The organism is Ideonella paludis (assembly GCF_018069865.1).
GTDB lineage: Bacteria > Pseudomonadota > Gammaproteobacteria > Burkholderiales > Burkholderiaceae_C > Ideonella > Ideonella paludis.
In genome coordinates this window covers 384,805-400,135 of sequence record NZ_JAGQDG010000002.1, presented here as the reverse complement: position 1 = coordinate 400,135, position 15,331 = coordinate 384,805, and the positions used below count along the sequence as shown (strand labels likewise).

Below are 15,331 nucleotides of genomic sequence, written 5' to 3'. Positions count from 1 at the left end.
CACGCTAAATACGGGTCTTCCATGAGACCTCTCAAGCCACAGTGGCGCACCGCAGGGCGCTGGCTGCCACTAGAATCATCGGCAGTTTACGTAAACGTCAATTCAAACCACTGATCCGACAGGAGCAACGCGACATGAAGGTACTGGTAGCCGTCAAACGCGTCGTCGACTACAACGTGAAGGTTCGCGTGAAGTCTGACGGCACGGGGGTAGACATTGCCAACGTCAAGATGAGCATGAACCCCTTTGACGAAATTGCCGTCGAAGAAGCGGTTCGTCTCAAGGAAAAGGGCGCCGTCACCGAGGTGATCGCGGTTTCTTGCGGGGTCACGCAGTGCCAGGAAACCCTGCGCACAGCCATGGCCATCGGCGCCGACCGCGCCATCTTGGTCGAGACCGATGCTGAGTTGCAGCCGCTGGCCGTGGCCAAGCTGCTGAAGGCCTTGGTGGACAAGGAGCAGCCGGGCTTGGTGGTGCTGGGCAAGCAGGCCATTGATGATGACTGCAACCAGACGGGCCAAATGCTGGCAGCCTTGGCCGATTTGCCGCAAGCGACATTTGCGTCCAAGGTCGAGATCGTTGACGGCGGCGCCACGGTCACCCGTGAGGTGGACGGCGGCCTGGAAACCCTGAAGCTGAGCTTGCCGGCCGTGGTCACCACCGACCTGCGCCTCAATGAGCCGCGCTATGTGACGCTGCCCAACATCATGAAGGCCAAGAAGAAGCCGCTGGAAGTCATCAAGCCCGCTGATTTGGGCGTGGATGTGGCGCCCCGCATCAAGACCTTGAAGGTCAGCGAGCCGCCCAAGCGCGGCGCCGGCGTGAAGGTGGCCGACGTGGCCGCCCTGGTGTCCAAGCTCAAGAATGAAGCCAAGGTGATCTGACCATGACCATCCTCGTTATTGCTGAACACGACAACGCCAGCCTCAAGGGCGCGACCCTGAACACCGTCATGGCGGCCACCCAGTGTGGCGGCGATGTCCATGTACTGGTGGCTGGCCATAACGCCGGTGCGGCGGCGGCGGCCGCAGCCCAAGTGGCCGGCGTGGCCAAGGTGCTGCATGCGGATGCCGCGCATTTGGCGGACGGCTTGGCCGAGAACGTGGCCGCTCAAGTGCTGGCCATCGCTGCGTCTTACAGCCACATCTTGTTCCCCTCGACAGCCAGTGGCAAGAACGTGGCCCCCCGCGTGGCCGCCAAGCTGGACGTGGCTCAGATCAGCGACATCACCAAGGTGGTCAGCGCCGATACCTTTGAGCGCCCCATCTATGCGGGCAATGCCGTGGCGACGGTGCAGAGTGCCGATGCGGTCAAGGTCATCACGGTGCGTACCACCGGCTTTGATGCCGCAGGCCAGGGTGGCGCTGCCGCCGTCGAAACCGTGGCGGCTGTGGCTGCGCACGGCAAGGCCAGCTTTGTCGGCCGTGAAGTCACCAAGAGCGACCGCCCTGAGTTGACCGCCGCCAAGATCATTGTCTCGGGGGGGCGCGCCTTGGGCTCCAGCGAGAAGTTCAATGAAGTGCTGACGCCCCTGGCCGACAAGCTCGGTGCCGCCTTGGGTGCCAGCCGTGCGGCGGTGGATGCGGGCTATGCCCCCAACGACTGGCAGGTCGGCCAAACCGGCAAGATCGTGGCCCCCAGCCTCTACGTGGCTTGCGGCATCAGCGGTGCCATCCAGCACTTGGCCGGCATGAAGGACTCCAAGGTGATCGTGGCGATCAACAAGGACCCGGAAGCCCCGATCTTCAGCGTGGCGGATTACGGCCTGGAGGCCGACCTGTTCACCGCCGTGCCTGAACTCATCAGCCAGCTTTGATGCGCCTTTTGGGCTGGCTTGCTGCCGGCCCCTGAACTGACAAGGGCGCCTGAAGAGGGCGCCCTTTTTTTCTGATTTCGGACTGACGCAAAGCGGGCAGGGCTAGGCGCGAAGGCGCAGACAGTCCCCGGGTACGGCAAGCCGAAGTAACGACGCCATGCTTGTTTTGCGTCAGTCCATTGACTCTTGGAGATTCCCATGACCTACCGCGCCCCCGTCAAGGACATGCTGTTCGCGATGAAGGAATTGGCCAACATCGACGCTGTGGCTCAGTTGCCCGGCTTTGAAGATGCCGGCCTGGACACCGCTCAGGCGGTGCTTGAAGAATGCGCCAAGCTCAACGAAGACGTGGTGGCGCCGCTGAACTGGGAAGGCGACATCAACCCGTCCTTCTTCAAGGATGGCAAGGTCACTGCGACGCCGGGCTTCAAGGAGGCCTTTGACCAATACACCCAGGGGGGCTGGCAGGGCTTGCACCACCCGACCGACTTTGGTGGCCAAGGCCTGCCCAAGCTCATCCATGCGGCCTGCCAGGAGATGGTCAACGCGGCCAATATGAGCTTTGCACTGTGCCCGCTGCTGACCGATGGTGCGATCGAGGCCTTGCTGACGGCTGGCTCCGAAGAGCAAAAGGCTGCCTTCATCCCGAAGATGATCGACGGCACCTGGACCGGCACCATGAACCTGACCGAGCCCCAGGCCGGTTCCGACTTGGCGGCGGTGCGCACCCGCGCTGAACCCCAGCCCGATGGCACCTACAAGATCTTTGGCACCAAGATCTTCATCACCTGGGGTGAGCACGACATGGCCGAGAACCTCGTCCATCTGGTGCTGGCTCGCGTGGTGGGCGCACCCGAGGGCGTGAAGGGCATTTCGCTGTTCATCGTGCCCAAGTTCCTGGTCAATGCCGACGGCTCCTTGGGCGCGCGCAACGACGTGCATTGCGTCAGCATCGAGCACAAGATGGGCATCAAGGCCAGCCCCACTGCGGTGCTGCAGTACGGCGACAACGGCGGCGCCATCGGCTATTTGGTAGGCCAGGAGAACCGTGGCCTCGAATACATGTTCGTGATGATGAACGCCGCCCGCTATGGCGTCGGTATCCAAGGCTTGGCCATTGCCGACCGCGCTTACCAGCGCGCCGTGGCCTATGCGCGGGACCGCGTGCAGTCGCGCCCGGTCGACGGCTCGCTGCCGGCGGCCGCACCCATCATCCACCACCCTGACGTCCGTCGCATGCTGATGACCATGCGGGCCTTCACCGAAGGCTGCCGCGCCATGGCTTTGGTGGGCGGTGCGGCTTATGACGCCGCGCACCACCACCCGGACGCGGACGTGCGCAAGCAAAACCAGACCTTCTACGAGTTCCTGGTGCCGCTGATCAAGGGCTACAGCACCGAGATGAGCCTGGAGGTCACCTCGCTGGGGGTGCAGGTCCACGGTGGCATGGGCTTTATTGAAGAGACCGGTGCGGCGCAGCACTACCGTGACGCCAAGATTTTGACCATCTACGAGGGCACCACCGCCATTCAGGCCAATGACCTGATCGGCCGCAAAACGGCCCGTGACGGCGGGCAGGCGGCCAAAGCCATTGCTGGCCAGATCGAGGCCACCGAGCAGGCCTTGGCCGCCCGCAGCAGCGAGGCCGCGCAAGCCTTCGCAAAGCGGCTGGGTGCCGCCCGACGCGCCTTCATCGACGTGGTGGACTTTGTCGCCGGGCAGACCAAGGCCAGCCCCAACGCCGTGTTTGCGGGCAGCGTCAACTACCTGATGCTGGCGGGCAACCTGGTGGCGGGCTGGCAAATGGGCCGTGCGCTGCTGGTGGCTGAGGACCGCTTGGCTGAAGGTGAAGATGCCGCGTTCATGCAGGCCAAGATCACCACGGCGCGCTTCTATGGCGACCACATCTTGACCCGCGTGCCGGGCCTTCGCGACAGCATCGTCGAAGGCGCTGCGGGCGTGACCGACATGGCACTGGAGGCCTTCTGATGGCGCTGCCTACTGTCCTGGCAAATCTGCCGCTGCCCATCATTGGCTCGCCGCTGTTCATCATCTCCAACCCCAAGCTGGTGATTGCCCAGTGCAAGGCCGGGGTGGTGGGCTCCATGCCGGCGCTCAACGCGCGCCCGGCCTCACAGCTCGATGAATGGCTGGCTGAGATCACTGAAGCCTTGGCCGCCCACAATGCCGCCCACCCTGAGGCACCGGCTGCGCCTTTCGCGATCAACCAGATCGTGCACAAGAGCAATGACCGGCTGGAGCAGGACATGGCCTTGTGCGCCAAGTACAAGGTGCCGCTGGTCATCACCTCGCTGGGCGCACGCACCGATGTGAACGACGCGGTCCACGCCTGGGGCGGGGTGGTGATGCACGACATCATCAACAACGCCTTTGCCCACAAAGCCATTGAAAAGGGCGCCGATGGCCTCATCGCCGTGGCGGCGGGGGCCGGCGGGCATGCCGGCACCAAGAGCCCGTTTGCGTTGATTCAAGAGATTCGCCAATGGTTCGATGGCCCCTTGGCGCTGTCTGGCTCCATCGCCAGCGGCGGCGCCGTGTTGGCGGCGCAGGCCATGGGCGCAGACTTCGCCTACATCGGCTCGGCCTTCATTGCCACCGACGAAGCGCGGGCCGCCGAGGAGTACAAGCGCTGCATCGTGGAGAGCAACAGCGACGACATCGTCTACAGCAATCTCTTCACCGGTGTGCATGGCAATTACTTGAAGCCGTCCATCCGCGCGGCTGGGCTGGACCCGGACGCCTTGCCTGAGAGCGACCCTTCAAAGATGAACTTTGGCGGCGACGCCAAGAAGGCCTGGAAGGACATCTGGGGCTGTGGCCAAGGCATCGGTGCCATCCACAAGATTCAGCCTGCGGCTGACTTGGTGGCCCAACTCAAGCGCGAGTACCTGGCGGCGCGTGCGCGGCTGCTGGCTTGAGCCTCTTTAGCGCGGGGCTGGGCTGCCCACCAAAGTGGCGTCACAGCCCGACGCTGAGGAGATCCAGCGCCGCGCCCAGCGTGACACGCTGGCACGGGCCCAGAGGGGCAGCCAAGGCCATAGCCGCTGGGGCTGGCTCACCATGCCGCAGCGATAGAGGCTCAAGGCCGTGTCCCAGTGCAGGGCTCGGCAGCGGCCCTGGCGCCGCCCGCTGACCAAGATGCCCAAAGGGCAGGGCTCGGCCGCGCAACACACGCCGCAGCCATTACAGGGCTCACCCGGCGACGGCTGTGCGGGAGCCTCTTGCCGCAACAAGATGACACGGGCGGTAGGTGGGCGCGTGGCCTTGAGCGGTGGTTTCGAGCGCATGAACCCGGGATTTTTTGATCTGGCGCAGTTTTTTGTCAGGAAAGTAATAGGGTTCGGGGCCTGTAATACTGCTTACTAAAACGAGTTACAGCAGTGCTACAGTGCTGACTGTGACAAACAGGTCCTTCTGTGTCCCCTTGCTGGGTATTGAGACAAATCAGCAAGGCGGGTCGCGATCCGCCAACCGGTAGAGCCGGGCCGCGGAAGGTTGATCAACCCATCCACGCCCTGGAAACCGGGGTATAAGGTGAGCGAGAAATGATGCAGCAATACAGGTCGAACTCGTACCTGTTCGGAGGCAATGCGCCCTACGTCGAAGAGATGTACGAGGCCTACCTCGACAACCCGGGCTCCGTTCCCGACAACTGGCGCGCCTACTTTGACGCGCTTCAGAACGTTCCCGCGACCGATGGCACCGACAGCCGCGACGTGGCTCACGCCCCGGTGATCGAGTCCTTTGCGCAGCGCGCGAAGTCCAACGCCTTTGCCGTCAAAGCCAGCTCTGCCGATTTGGCCGTGGCTCGCAAGCAGGTGCATGTGCAGTCCCTGATTGCCGCTTACCGCTTCTTGGGCAACCGCTGGGCTGACCTCGACCCCCTCAAGCGCGCTGAGCGCCCCAAGATTCCTGAGCTCGATCCGGCGTTCTACGACCTGAGCGAGTCCGACATGGACATCTCCTTCTCGGCCGCCAACACCTATTTTGGTGGCGAGACCATGAGCTTGCGCCAGATCGTGCAGGCCCTGCGTGAAACCTATTGCGGCTCCATCGGCGCCGAGTTCATGCACGGCTCTGACCCGACCGAAAAGCGCTGGTGGCAAGAGCGCCTGGAGAGTGTTCGCTCCAAGCCCTCATTCAGTGCTGAAAAGCGCAAGCACATCCTCGACCGCCTGACCGCGGCCGAAGGCCTGGAGCGCTATCTGCACACCAAGTACGTGGGCCAGAAGCGCTTCTCCCTGGAAGGCGGCGAGAGCTTCATCGCCTCCATGGACGAGCTGATCCAGCGTGCAGGCGCTAATGGCGTGCAAGAAATCGTCATTGGCATGGCCCACCGTGGCCGCCTGAACGTGCTGGTCAACACCTTGGGCAAGATGCCGGCCGACCTGTTCGCCGAGTTCGAGCACAAGGGCGCCCATGACCTGCCCGCCGGTGACGTGAAGTACCACCAAGGCTTCTCCAGCGATGTGTCCACGGCAGGTGGCCCGGTGCACCTGAGCTTGGCCTTCAACCCCTCGCACCTGGAAATCGTCAACCCCGTGGTCGAAGGCAGCGTGCGCGCTCGCCAGGACCGCCGTGGCGACACCACTGGCGCCCAAGTGTTGCCGGTGCTGGTGCATGGTGACGCGGCCTTCGGCGGCCAAGGTGTGGTGCAAGAGACGCTGTGCATGGCGCAGACCCGCGGCTACCGCACGGGCGGCACGGTGCACATCGTCATTAACAACCAAATTGGTTTCACCACCAGCGACCCGCGCGATCTGCGCTCCACGCACTACTGCTCCGACGTCGTTAAGATGATCGAAGCCCCGGTGCTGCACGTCAACGGCGATGACGCTGAAGCCGTGGTCTGGGCCACCCAGTTGGCCATGGACTACCGCCAGCAGTTCAAGAAGGACGTGGTCGTTGACATCATTTGCTTCCGCAAACTGGGCCACAACGAGCAAGACACGCCCTCGCTGACCCAGCCGCTGATGTACAAGAAGATTGCCGCTCACCCCGGCACTCGCAAGGTGTACGCCGACAAGTTGGTCGCGCAAAACGCTTTGGCTGCGGACGAGCCCGACAACATGGTCAAGGCCTACCGCGCCGCCATGGACGAAGGCCGCCACACCGTGGACCCGGTGCTGACCAGCTTCAAGAGCAAGTACGCCACCGACTGGTCGCCCTACTTGGGCAAGAAGTGGACCGACAGCTGCGACACGGCGGTGCCGCTGGCCGAGTGGAAGCGCTTGGCTGAGCGTGTGACCACGCTGCCGGCCAACTTCACTGCGCACAACCTGGTGCAAAAGTTGATCGCTGACCGTGCGGCCATGGGCCGTGGCGAGATCAATGTGGACTGGGGCATGGGCGAGCACATGGCTTTTGCCTCCTTGGTGGCCTCGGGTTATGCCGTGCGCCTCTCGGGCGAAGACTGCGGCCGTGGCACCTTCACGCACCGCCACGCCGTCATCCATGACCAGAACCGCAGCAACTGGGATGAAGGCACTTACATCCCCCTGCAAAACGTGGCCGACAACCAGGCTCCGTTCGTGGTCATCGACTCGGTCCTGTCTGAAGAGGCGGTGCTGGGCTTCGAATACGGCTACGCCGCTGCTGAGCCCAACACGCTGACCATTTGGGAAGCCCAGTTCGGCGACTTTGCCAACGGCGCGCAGGTCGTGATCGACCAGTTCATCGCCTCGGGTGAAGTGAAGTGGGGCCGCTCCAACGGCCTGACCTTGATGCTGCCGCACGGCTATGAAGGCCAAGGCCCAGAGCACAGCTCGGCCCGCCTCGAGCGCTTCATGCAGCTGGCTGCTGACAACAATATGCAGATCGTGCAGCCGACCTCGGCCAGCCAGATCTTCCACGTGTTGCGTCGTCAGATGTTGCGCATGTTCCGCAAGCCCATGGTCATCATGACGCCCAAGAGCTTGTTGCGTGCCAAGGACGCGACGTCGCCGCTGAGCGATTTCACCAAGGGTGAGTTCAAGACCATCATCGGTGAGGTGGACGCCAGCATCCAGGCCGATAAGGTCAAGCGCGTGATCGTCTGCTCGGGCAAGGTCTATTACGACCTGGTCAAGAAGCGCGAAGAAAAGGGTGCCAGCGATGTCGCCATCGTGCGTGCAGAGCAGCTCTATCCCTTCCCGCACAAAGCCTTCGGCGCGGAGATGAAGAAGTACCCGAACGCGACCGATATCGTGTGGTGCCAGGATGAACCTCAGAACCAAGGTGCTTGGTTCTTCATCCAACACCAGATCCACGAGAACATGGTCGAAGGCCAAAAGCTGGGTTATGCCGGTCGTCCGGCCTCTGCCTCCCCGGCTTGCGGCTATGCCCACCTGCACCAAGAGCAGCAAAAGGCCTTGCTGGACCAGGCCTTCGCCAAGCTCAAGGGCTTCGTCCTCTCCAAGTAAGACCCAGGCGGGCGCCACTGGCGGCCGCCCTGTTGGGCACGGTGCTGTTGTGTTGAGCACCGCCCAGACAGGCGGCCCCAGGCGTCTCCTCACCGAATACGAGTCACATCATGGCAATTGTTGAAGTCAAAGTTCCCCAGCTCTCAGAGTCCGTGGCCGAAGCCACCTTGCTGCAGTGGAAGAAGAAGCCCGGCGACGCCGTGGCGGTCGATGAAATCCTCATCGAAGTGGAAACCGATAAGGTCGTCCTCGAAGTGCCCGCACCTGCGGCTGGCGTCTTGGTGGCCTTGGTCGTCGCCGACGGTGGCACCGTGGTGGCCGAGCAGTTGATCGCCCAAATCGACACCGAAGCCAAGGCTGGAGCAGCAGCCCCCGCCGCAGCTGCCGCGCCTGCTGCCGCCCCAGCCTCGGCCCCAGCAGCCTCCGCTGCTGCGGACAAGTCTGGCGTGGCCATGCCTGCTGCTGCCAAGCTGATGGCCGACAACGGCCTGGCCGCTGGCTCCGTGGCCGGCACGGGCAAAGATGGCCGTGTCACCAAGGGTGATGTCTTGGGCGCGGTGGCCGCTGGTGCCGCCAAGCCTGCTGCACCGGTCGCAGCCCCCGTGAACGCCGCGGTGGCCAAGCCTCTGCCGGCCGTGGCTGCACCTGCTGCGCAGAACCTGGGCGACCGCCCCGAGCAGCGCGTGCCGATGTCGCGCCTGCGCGCTCGCGTTGCGGAGCGTCTGGTGCAGTCGCAATCCACCAACGCCATCCTGACCACGTTCAACGAAGTGAACATGGCACCGGTGATGGAGATGCGCAAGAAGTTCCAGGACAAGTTCGAGAAGGAACACGGCGTCAAGCTGGGCTTCATGAGCTTCTTCGTCAAGGCCGCCGTGCATGCCTTGAAGAAGTACCCGGTGCTGAACGCCTCGGTCGATGGCAACGACATCGTCTACCACGGCTACTTCGACATCGGTATCGCCGTGGGTTCGCCCCGCGGCTTGGTGGTGCCCATCATCCGCAATGCGGACCAGCTCACCTTTGCAGAGATCGAAAAGAAGATCGCTGAATTTGGCCAGAAGGCCAAGGACGGCAAGCTGGGCATCGAAGAGCTGACCGGCGGTACCTTCTCCATCTCCAACGGTGGCACCTTCGGCTCCATGCTGTCGACCCCCATCATCAACCCGCCTCAGTCGGCCATCCTGGGCGTGCACGCCACCAAGGACCGTGCCGTCGTCGAGAACGGCCAAGTGGTGGTGCGCCCCATCAACTACCTGGCCATGTCTTATGACCACCGCATCATCGACGGTCGCGAAGCCGTGCTGGGCTTGGTGGCCATGAAGGAAGCGCTGGAAGACCCGGCCCGACTGTTGTTCGATATCTGATCGAACACTGCATCACAGCGCCCCTTCGGGGGCGCTTTGCCAAGACACACAGGATTCAATATGTCCAAGCAATTTGATGTCGTCGTCATCGGCGGCGGCCCCGGCGGCTACATCGCTGCCATTCGCGCAGCACAACTGGGCTTCAACACCGCCTGTATCGACGAGTGGAAGAACGCCGCCGGCGGCCCCGCCCCGGGCGGCACCTGCACCAATGTCGGCTGCATTCCCTCCAAGGCTTTGCTGCAGTCGTCCGAGCACTTTGAGCATGCCAACCACCACTTCGCAGACCACGGCATCTCGACCGGCAAGGTGAGCATGGATGTGGCCAAGATGGTGGCCCGCAAAGACAACGTCGTGAAGCAAAACAACGACGGCATCCTCTACCTGTTCAAGAAGAACAAGGTCAGCTTCTTCCACGGCCGTGGCTCTTTTGTCGCGGCCAAGGATGGCCTCTACGAGATCAAGGTCGCCGGCGCCGCTGAAGAAGTCATCAGCGCCAAGCACGTGATCGTCGCCACGGGCTCCAACGCGCGCCAACTGCCGGGTGCGGCCTTCGACGAAGAGAACATTCTCTCCAACGACGGCGCGCTGCGCATCGGTGCCGTGCCCAAGAAGTTGGGCGTGATCGGCTCCGGTGTGATCGGCCTGGAAATGGGCTCGGTCTGGCGCCGCCTGGGTGCTGAAGTGACGGTGCTCGAAGGCATGCCGGCCTTCCTCGCCGCTGTCGATGATGGCGTGGCCAAGGAAGCCCTCAAGCAGTTCACCAAGCAGGGCTTGAAGATCGAGCTGGGTGTGAAGATCGCTGAGGTCAAGTCTGGCAAGAAGGGTGTGACCGTGTCTTATGCCAACGCCAAGGGCGAAGCCCAGGAGCTGGCGGTGGACAAGCTGATCGTCTCGATTGGCCGCGTGCCCAACACCATTGGCCTGAACGTGGAAGCCGTGGGCCTGGCCCTGGACGAGCGCGGTGCCATTGTGGTGGACGGTGACTGCAAGACCAACCTGCCCAATGTCTGGGCGGTGGGTGATGTGGTGCGCGGCCCCATGCTGGCCCACAAGGCGGAAGAAGAAGGCGTGGCCGTGGCCGAGCGCATTGCGGGCCAACACGGGCATGTCAACTTCAACACCATTCCTTGGGTCATCTACACCAGCCCCGAGATCGCTTGGGTGGGCCGCACCGAGCAGCAGCTCAAGGCCGATGGCGTGGCCTACAAGGCCGGTCAATTCCCCTTCTTGGCCAATGGCCGGGCGCGGGCGCTGGGTGACACCACCGGCTTCGTCAAGATCTTGGCCGACGCCAAGAGCGACGAAATTCTGGGCGTGCACATCATCGGCCCCATGGCCTCCGAGCTGATCTCCGAAGCCGTGATGGCCATGGAGTTCAAGGCCTCGGCTGAAGACATCGCCCGTATCTGCCACGCGCACCCGTCGCTGTCGGAGTCGACCAAGGAAGCCGCTTTGGCCGTCGATAAGCGCACGCTGAACTTCTGATCGGCCTGCGTCGGACACCACAAGGGGCGGCTTTGGCTGCCCCTTCGTCGTTAAGGTCCATCACTTCCCAGTCGACAATCACCCCATGACCACCGTCACCGAGCTCTATCAGCAACTCCTTGATGAACGCGGCTACCGCAGTGACCCGGCGCAACTTCGTGCTGTAGCAGCGCTCCAGCGCTGCCAAGATGAGTGGGCCGCCTACAAGGCCCGGCGCGGCAATGCGATCACCAAAATGCTGGTGCGCCCGCCGATTCCGCGTGGCGTGTACATGTATGGTGGGGTAGGGCGGGGCAAGAGCTTTTTGATGGACGCGTTCTTTCAGGCGGTGCCCCTGACGCGCAAGACGCGGCTGCACTTTCATGAGTTCATGCGCGAGGTTCATCGCGAGCTGCAAGACCTCAAGGGCTTGCAGAACCCGCTGGATGAACTGGGCCAACGCATTGCCCGGCGCTTTCGCCTGATCTGCTTCGATGAGTTCCATGTGGCGGACGTGACCGACGCGATGATTCTTCATCGCTTGCTGGAGTCGCTGTTCAACCACCGCGTCTCCATCGTGACCACCTCCAACTTCCACCCCGATGGGCTCTACCCCAATGGGCTGCACCGCGACCGCATCCTGCCGGCTATTGAGCTGCTGAAGGACAAGCTTGAGGTCATCAATGTGGACAACGGCACCGACTATCGCCAGCGCACGCTGGAGCATGTCGAGCTGTATCACACACCCTTGGGGGACAAGGCAGACGCCGCCATGACGCAGGCCTTTGAAGAGCTGGCTGAAGCCAAAGAAGAGTCACCGCTGCTGCGCATTGAGCACCGCGAGCTGCGTGCCCGACGTCGCGCGGGCGGGGTGGTCTGGTTTGACTTTGACACCCTGTGCGGTGGCCCTCGCTCGCAAAATGACTATTTGGAGTTGGCCAGCCAGTTCCACACGCTGCTGCTGTCCAACGTCCCCATGATGCCAGTGCGCCTGGCCTCCGAGGCACGGCGCTTTACCTGGCTGGTGGATGTGCTCTACGACCGGCGCGTTAAGCTCATCATGTCGGCCGAGGTGCCACCAGAACAGCTCTACACCGAAGGGCCGATGTCGCATGAGTTCCCGCGTACGGTGTCGCGCTTGAATGAAATGCAGTCGGCGGAGTTTTTGGCGCTGGAGCGCCGCACCGTGGACACCAGCCTGACTTGAGCAGGGCTCTGGCCCGCGCAGCAGCTTTGGGCCCAGGCCCTCAGTGCCCCGGCGCCAGGGCTTCCACCCGCATGATGGCCATGCAGAGGTTGTCACCCGTGCCGCGTGCGCGCTGGCGGGCTTTGCTGATCAGCATCTCGCTGGCCTCGCGCGGGCTCAGGGCATTGGTGATGGCGCCCAGCTCTTTGGGGCTGAGGTAGTGCCACAGGCCGTCTGAGCAGGCCACCAGCGCGTCACCCACGGCCACATGTTCGATGGCCATGACTTCAACGGGCGGGTCTTGCTGCGTGCCCAAACAGCCCGTCAATAGATTGGACTGGGGGTGGGCGTTGGCTTGGGCTTCGGTGATCTTGCCTTCGTCGATCAGCCGCTGCACATAGGAATGATCGGTGGTGCGGCGCAGCATGTCAGCGCCACGGAAGTGGTAGACCCGTGAGTCCCCCGCATGCACGGTGTAGGCCGTGCGGTTGGGCAGGAGCATGAAAGCGGCAATGGTGCTGTGGGGCTCTTCGTCGGCGGTGATGGCGGTCAACTTGATCATCAAGTGCGCTTCCACCACCAATTGGCGCAGCATGGCCTCCGGGTTTTCGATGGACGGATTGAAACGGTCGAACACCTGTTTGGCCGTCATCACCACTTGGTCTGCCGCCGTTCTGCCGCCGCTCTTGCCGCCCATGCCGTCGGCCACCACGGCCAGCGCGCAGCCGGCAACCCGAGGGTGGGTGAAGATTTCCACCTGATCCTGCTGATACGCGCGGTCGCCCTTGTGCAGGCCTGTGGCGGCGGAAATTCGGAAACCATGGGGCGCGCTGTTCATGGTGCGCAATATAAACTGTCGCAGCCCTGCCCGCCGCCTTCTGCATGTCCAACAATTTACATTCTCCCCATCGACGATTGATCGAGTTGCGGATTGAACACGCTGATCTCGACAGCTTGATCGATCAAGCTGAACCCAAAGCGGCCCTGGACGAGCTGACTTTGCGCCGCCTCAAGAAGCGGCGCTTGGCCCTGAAAGACCAGATATCCCGGCTTGAGGCTTCTCTCGAGCCACCTGAGCCCGCCTGATGGGCAGCGCTTTGTCCGACGATTTGAGTGGCTTGGCCGAGGCGGTGGCGGCCGCGTTCTCCGCTTCCGGGCCGTTGGCGCGGGCGGACACGGGGTTTTCGGCCCGTTTGCCGCAATTGGAGATGGCCGAAGGCGTGTCCCAAGCCATTGAAGGCCGCAAGGCCCTGGTGGTCGAGGCCGGAACGGGCGTGGGTAAGACCTTTGCCTACTTGGTGCCTGTGCTGCTCTCTGGGCGGCGCGCTTTGGTCAGCACCGCCACCAAGAATCTGCAAGACCAGCTTTTCTTTCGGGATCTGCCGCGCCTGCGAGAGGCCTTGGCCTTGCCGGCCAGCATTGCCTTGCTCAAAGGGCGCGCCAGCTATTTGTGCCGCCACAGGCTGGGCCAAGCCAGGGAAGGGGCCCTGCTCAGCGACCGCATGGCAGTGCGGGCACTCGCCCGCATCGAGCAGTGGGGGCAGGCGACCAGCAGCGGGGACATGGGTGAGCTCGAAGGCCTGGATGAGCGCTCCGAGATCATCCCCTTGGTGACCTCCACCCGCGAAAACTGCCTGGGCAGCGAGTGCCCGGAGTATCACAACTGCCATGTGATGAAGGCCCGCCGCGAGGCCATGGCGGCGGACATCGTGGTGGTGAACCACCATCTGTTTTTTGCCGACCTGTCGCTCAAAGACAGTGGGGTGGCGGAACTGCTGCCTACCGTGGACATTGCGGTGTTTGACGAAGCCCACCAGATGGTCGAGGCTGGGGTTCAGTTCTTGGGCCAGAACTTGGGCACGGGGCAGGTCTTGGACTTCTCTCGGGACCTGCTCGCTGCCGGTCTGCAACATGCCCGCGGCATGGCGCCGTGGGCGGATTTGGCGGGCGCCTGCGACTTGGCCGCCCGCCAGTTGCGCCTCAGCGCCGCCGAAGGCGCCGGGGACGTGCGCGCCATCGTGAAGCGCCGCTGGGAAGAGGTGGTCGCCGATGGCGCGCTGCAAGCGCCTTTGGAGGAGTTGTCGGCGGCGCTCAAGCAAGTCGCCACCGTGCTGCAAGACCATTTGGGCGCAGCCCCCGACTTCACCCGCCTGCAGAGCCGCGCCATGGAGCTGGCTGCGCAAGCAGCGCGGTTCCAGATGCGCGCTGCGGATGACCGCGTCCGCTGGGTGGACCTGACACCCCACCAGGCGCGCCTGATCGAGTCGCCGTTGGACATCCGAGCCATGATGACGGAGCAGCGTGCCGCAGGCTCACGCGCCTGGGTGTTCACCTCGGCCACACTGGGCGATGACCCCGGCTTGAGCTGGTTTTGCGAAGCCGCGGGCCTGGAAGATGCCGACAAGCTGCGCCTGGGCAGCCCCTTTGACTACCCTGCGAATGCCAGGGTCTATGTGCCACCACGCTTTCCGGCGCCCAATGAGTCGGCTCATTTGGTGATGGTGGGTCGCGCGGCGGCACACTGTGCAGCGGCCTTGGGCGGCCGCACCTTTGTGCTGACCACCACGCTGCGCGCCTTGGGCATTGCCGCCGAGGCCATGAAGACCGAGTTGGCCAGCTTGGGGGTTGATCTGGAGCTATTGGTCCAAGGGCAAGCGCCCAAACGCACCTTGCTCTCGCGCTTTGCGCAGGGCCGCAGCGTGCTGCTGGGCTCGCACAGCTTCTGGGAAGGGATTGATGTGCCCGGCGATGCGCTGCAATGCGTCATCATCGACAAGCTGCCGTTTCCACCGCCCAACGATCCTTTGGTGGAAGCCAGGGTGCGGCACCTCAAAGCCCAAGGCCGGGATGCTTTCGCAGACTACTTTGTGGCCGAGGCCGCCATTGCCCTGAAGCAGGGGGCAGGGCGCTTGATTCGCACGGAATCCGACAAGGGCCTGCTGGTGATTTGCGACACTCGGCTGCTGCATGCACGCTATGGGGCTCGGCTGTTGCAAGCCTTGCCACCCATGGCGCCGTTGAAATCGGGCGAGCAGGCTTTGGCGTGGCTGCGTGAATTAGCGTAAGAACGCTG

12 protein-coding genes are annotated in these 15,331 nt (G+C 63.4%); 10 read left to right on the top strand and 2 right to left on the bottom strand.

The window, feature by feature from the left end; genetic code table 11:
• Window positions 1–134: 134 nt before the first annotated feature.
• The 4 genes from KAK11_RS06305 to KAK11_RS06290 all read left to right on the top strand — a co-directional run bounded on the left by KAK11_RS06305 (window position 135) and on the right by KAK11_RS06290 (window position 4,755).
• Window positions 135–884 (top strand): electron transfer flavoprotein subunit beta/FixA family protein, encoded by a 750-nt coding sequence (locus KAK11_RS06305; protein WP_210807364.1) that lies wholly within the window; start codon window positions 135–137, stop codon window positions 882–884.
• A gap of 2 nt (window positions 885–886) precedes the next feature.
• Window positions 887–1,816, top strand: a complete 930-nt coding sequence (locus tag KAK11_RS06300; protein WP_210807362.1) for an electron transfer flavoprotein subunit alpha/FixB family protein — start codon at window positions 887–889, stop codon at window positions 1,814–1,816.
• Between the two features lie 198 nt (window positions 1,817–2,014).
• Entirely contained in the window at window positions 2,015–3,805 is a 1,791-nt protein-coding gene (locus KAK11_RS06295; protein WP_210807360.1) for an acyl-CoA dehydrogenase, read from the top strand.
• The gene (locus KAK11_RS06290) at window positions 3,805–4,755 is read left to right on the top strand and encodes an NAD(P)H-dependent flavin oxidoreductase (protein WP_210807358.1); all 951 of its coding nucleotides are present in this window, start codon (window positions 3,805–3,807) and stop codon (window positions 4,753–4,755) included. Before KAK11_RS06295 ends, KAK11_RS06290 begins: the two co-directional genes overlap by 1 nt.
• 6 nt (window positions 4,756–4,761) lie before the next feature.
• Here KAK11_RS06290 and KAK11_RS06285 read toward each other — a convergent pair whose 3' ends face one another.
• The gene (locus KAK11_RS06285) at window positions 4,762–5,124 is read right to left on the bottom strand and encodes a hypothetical protein (protein ID WP_210807356.1); all 363 of its coding nucleotides are present in this window, start codon (window positions 5,122–5,124) and stop codon (window positions 4,762–4,764) included.
• Between the two features lie 258 nt (window positions 5,125–5,382).
• On the opposite strand from KAK11_RS06285, the gene KAK11_RS06280 reads away from it, so the two are divergent.
• The 4 genes from KAK11_RS06280 (at window position 5,383) to zapE (ending at window position 12,279) form a co-directional block, all read left to right on the top strand.
• A complete protein-coding gene (locus KAK11_RS06280; RefSeq protein WP_210807354.1) occupies window positions 5,383–8,238 on the top strand; it encodes a 2-oxoglutarate dehydrogenase E1 component in 2,856 nt (951 codons plus the stop codon).
• 110 nt (window positions 8,239–8,348) lie between these two features.
• Window positions 8,349–9,605, top strand: a complete 1,257-nt coding sequence (gene odhB / locus KAK11_RS06275; RefSeq protein ID WP_210807352.1) for a 2-oxoglutarate dehydrogenase complex dihydrolipoyllysine-residue succinyltransferase — start codon at window positions 8,349–8,351, stop codon at window positions 9,603–9,605.
• A gap of 60 nt (window positions 9,606–9,665) precedes the next feature.
• The gene (gene lpdA, locus KAK11_RS06270; protein WP_210807350.1) at window positions 9,666–11,093 is read left to right on the top strand and encodes a dihydrolipoyl dehydrogenase; all 1,428 of its coding nucleotides are present in this window, start codon (window positions 9,666–9,668) and stop codon (window positions 11,091–11,093) included.
• An 85-nt stretch (window positions 11,094–11,178) separates the two neighbouring features.
• A complete protein-coding gene (zapE, locus tag KAK11_RS06265) occupies window positions 11,179–12,279 on the top strand; it encodes a cell division protein ZapE (RefSeq protein ID WP_210807348.1) in 1,101 nt (366 codons plus the stop codon).
• 40 nt (window positions 12,280–12,319) lie between these two features.
• Here zapE and KAK11_RS06260 read toward each other — a convergent pair whose 3' ends face one another.
• Window positions 12,320–13,096: a PP2C family protein-serine/threonine phosphatase gene (locus KAK11_RS06260; protein ID WP_210807346.1), complete on the bottom strand. Its 777-nt coding sequence runs from the start codon at window positions 13,094–13,096 to the stop codon at window positions 12,320–12,322.
• Between the two features lie 44 nt (window positions 13,097–13,140).
• On the opposite strand from KAK11_RS06260, the gene KAK11_RS06255 reads away from it, so the two are divergent.
• Both KAK11_RS06255 and yoaA read left to right on the top strand, forming a co-directional pair.
• The gene (locus tag KAK11_RS06255; protein ID WP_210807344.1) at window positions 13,141–13,344 is read left to right on the top strand and encodes a YdcH family protein; all 204 of its coding nucleotides are present in this window, start codon (window positions 13,141–13,143) and stop codon (window positions 13,342–13,344) included.
• A complete protein-coding gene (gene yoaA / locus KAK11_RS06250) occupies window positions 13,344–15,323 on the top strand; it encodes a DNA repair helicase YoaA (protein ID WP_210807342.1) in 1,980 nt (659 codons plus the stop codon). Before KAK11_RS06255 ends, yoaA begins: the two co-directional genes overlap by 1 nt.
• Window positions 15,324–15,331: the final 8 nt, after the last annotated feature.

Bases quoted from the DNA above. Each gene is read 5' to 3' on its own strand.
- KAK11_RS06285 (WP_210807356.1), bottom strand. From the start codon at position 5,124: ATGCGCTCGAAACCACCGCTCAAGGCCACGCGCCCACCTACCGCCCGT.
- lpdA (WP_210807350.1), top strand. From the start codon at position 9,666: ATGTCCAAGCAATTTGATGTCGTCGTCATCGGCGGCGGCCCCGGCGGC.
- yoaA (WP_210807342.1), top strand. From the start codon at position 13,344: ATGGGCAGCGCTTTGTCCGACGATTTGAGTGGCTTGGCCGAGGCGGTG.
- zapE (WP_210807348.1), top strand. From the start codon at position 11,179: ATGACCACCGTCACCGAGCTCTATCAGCAACTCCTTGATGAACGCGGC.
- KAK11_RS06300 (WP_210807362.1), top strand. From the start codon at position 887: ATGACCATCCTCGTTATTGCTGAACACGACAACGCCAGCCTCAAGGGC.
- KAK11_RS06305 (WP_210807364.1), top strand. From the start codon at position 135: ATGAAGGTACTGGTAGCCGTCAAACGCGTCGTCGACTACAACGTGAAG.
- odhB (WP_210807352.1), top strand. From the start codon at position 8,349: ATGGCAATTGTTGAAGTCAAAGTTCCCCAGCTCTCAGAGTCCGTGGCC.
- KAK11_RS06290 (WP_210807358.1), top strand. From the start codon at position 3,805: ATGGCGCTGCCTACTGTCCTGGCAAATCTGCCGCTGCCCATCATTGGC.
- KAK11_RS06255 (WP_210807344.1), top strand. From the start codon at position 13,141: ATGTCCAACAATTTACATTCTCCCCATCGACGATTGATCGAGTTGCGG.
- KAK11_RS06280 (WP_210807354.1), top strand. From the start codon at position 5,383: ATGATGCAGCAATACAGGTCGAACTCGTACCTGTTCGGAGGCAATGCG.
- KAK11_RS06260 (WP_210807346.1), bottom strand. From the start codon at position 13,096: ATGAACAGCGCGCCCCATGGTTTCCGAATTTCCGCCGCCACAGGCCTG.
- KAK11_RS06295 (WP_210807360.1), top strand. From the start codon at position 2,015: ATGACCTACCGCGCCCCCGTCAAGGACATGCTGTTCGCGATGAAGGAA.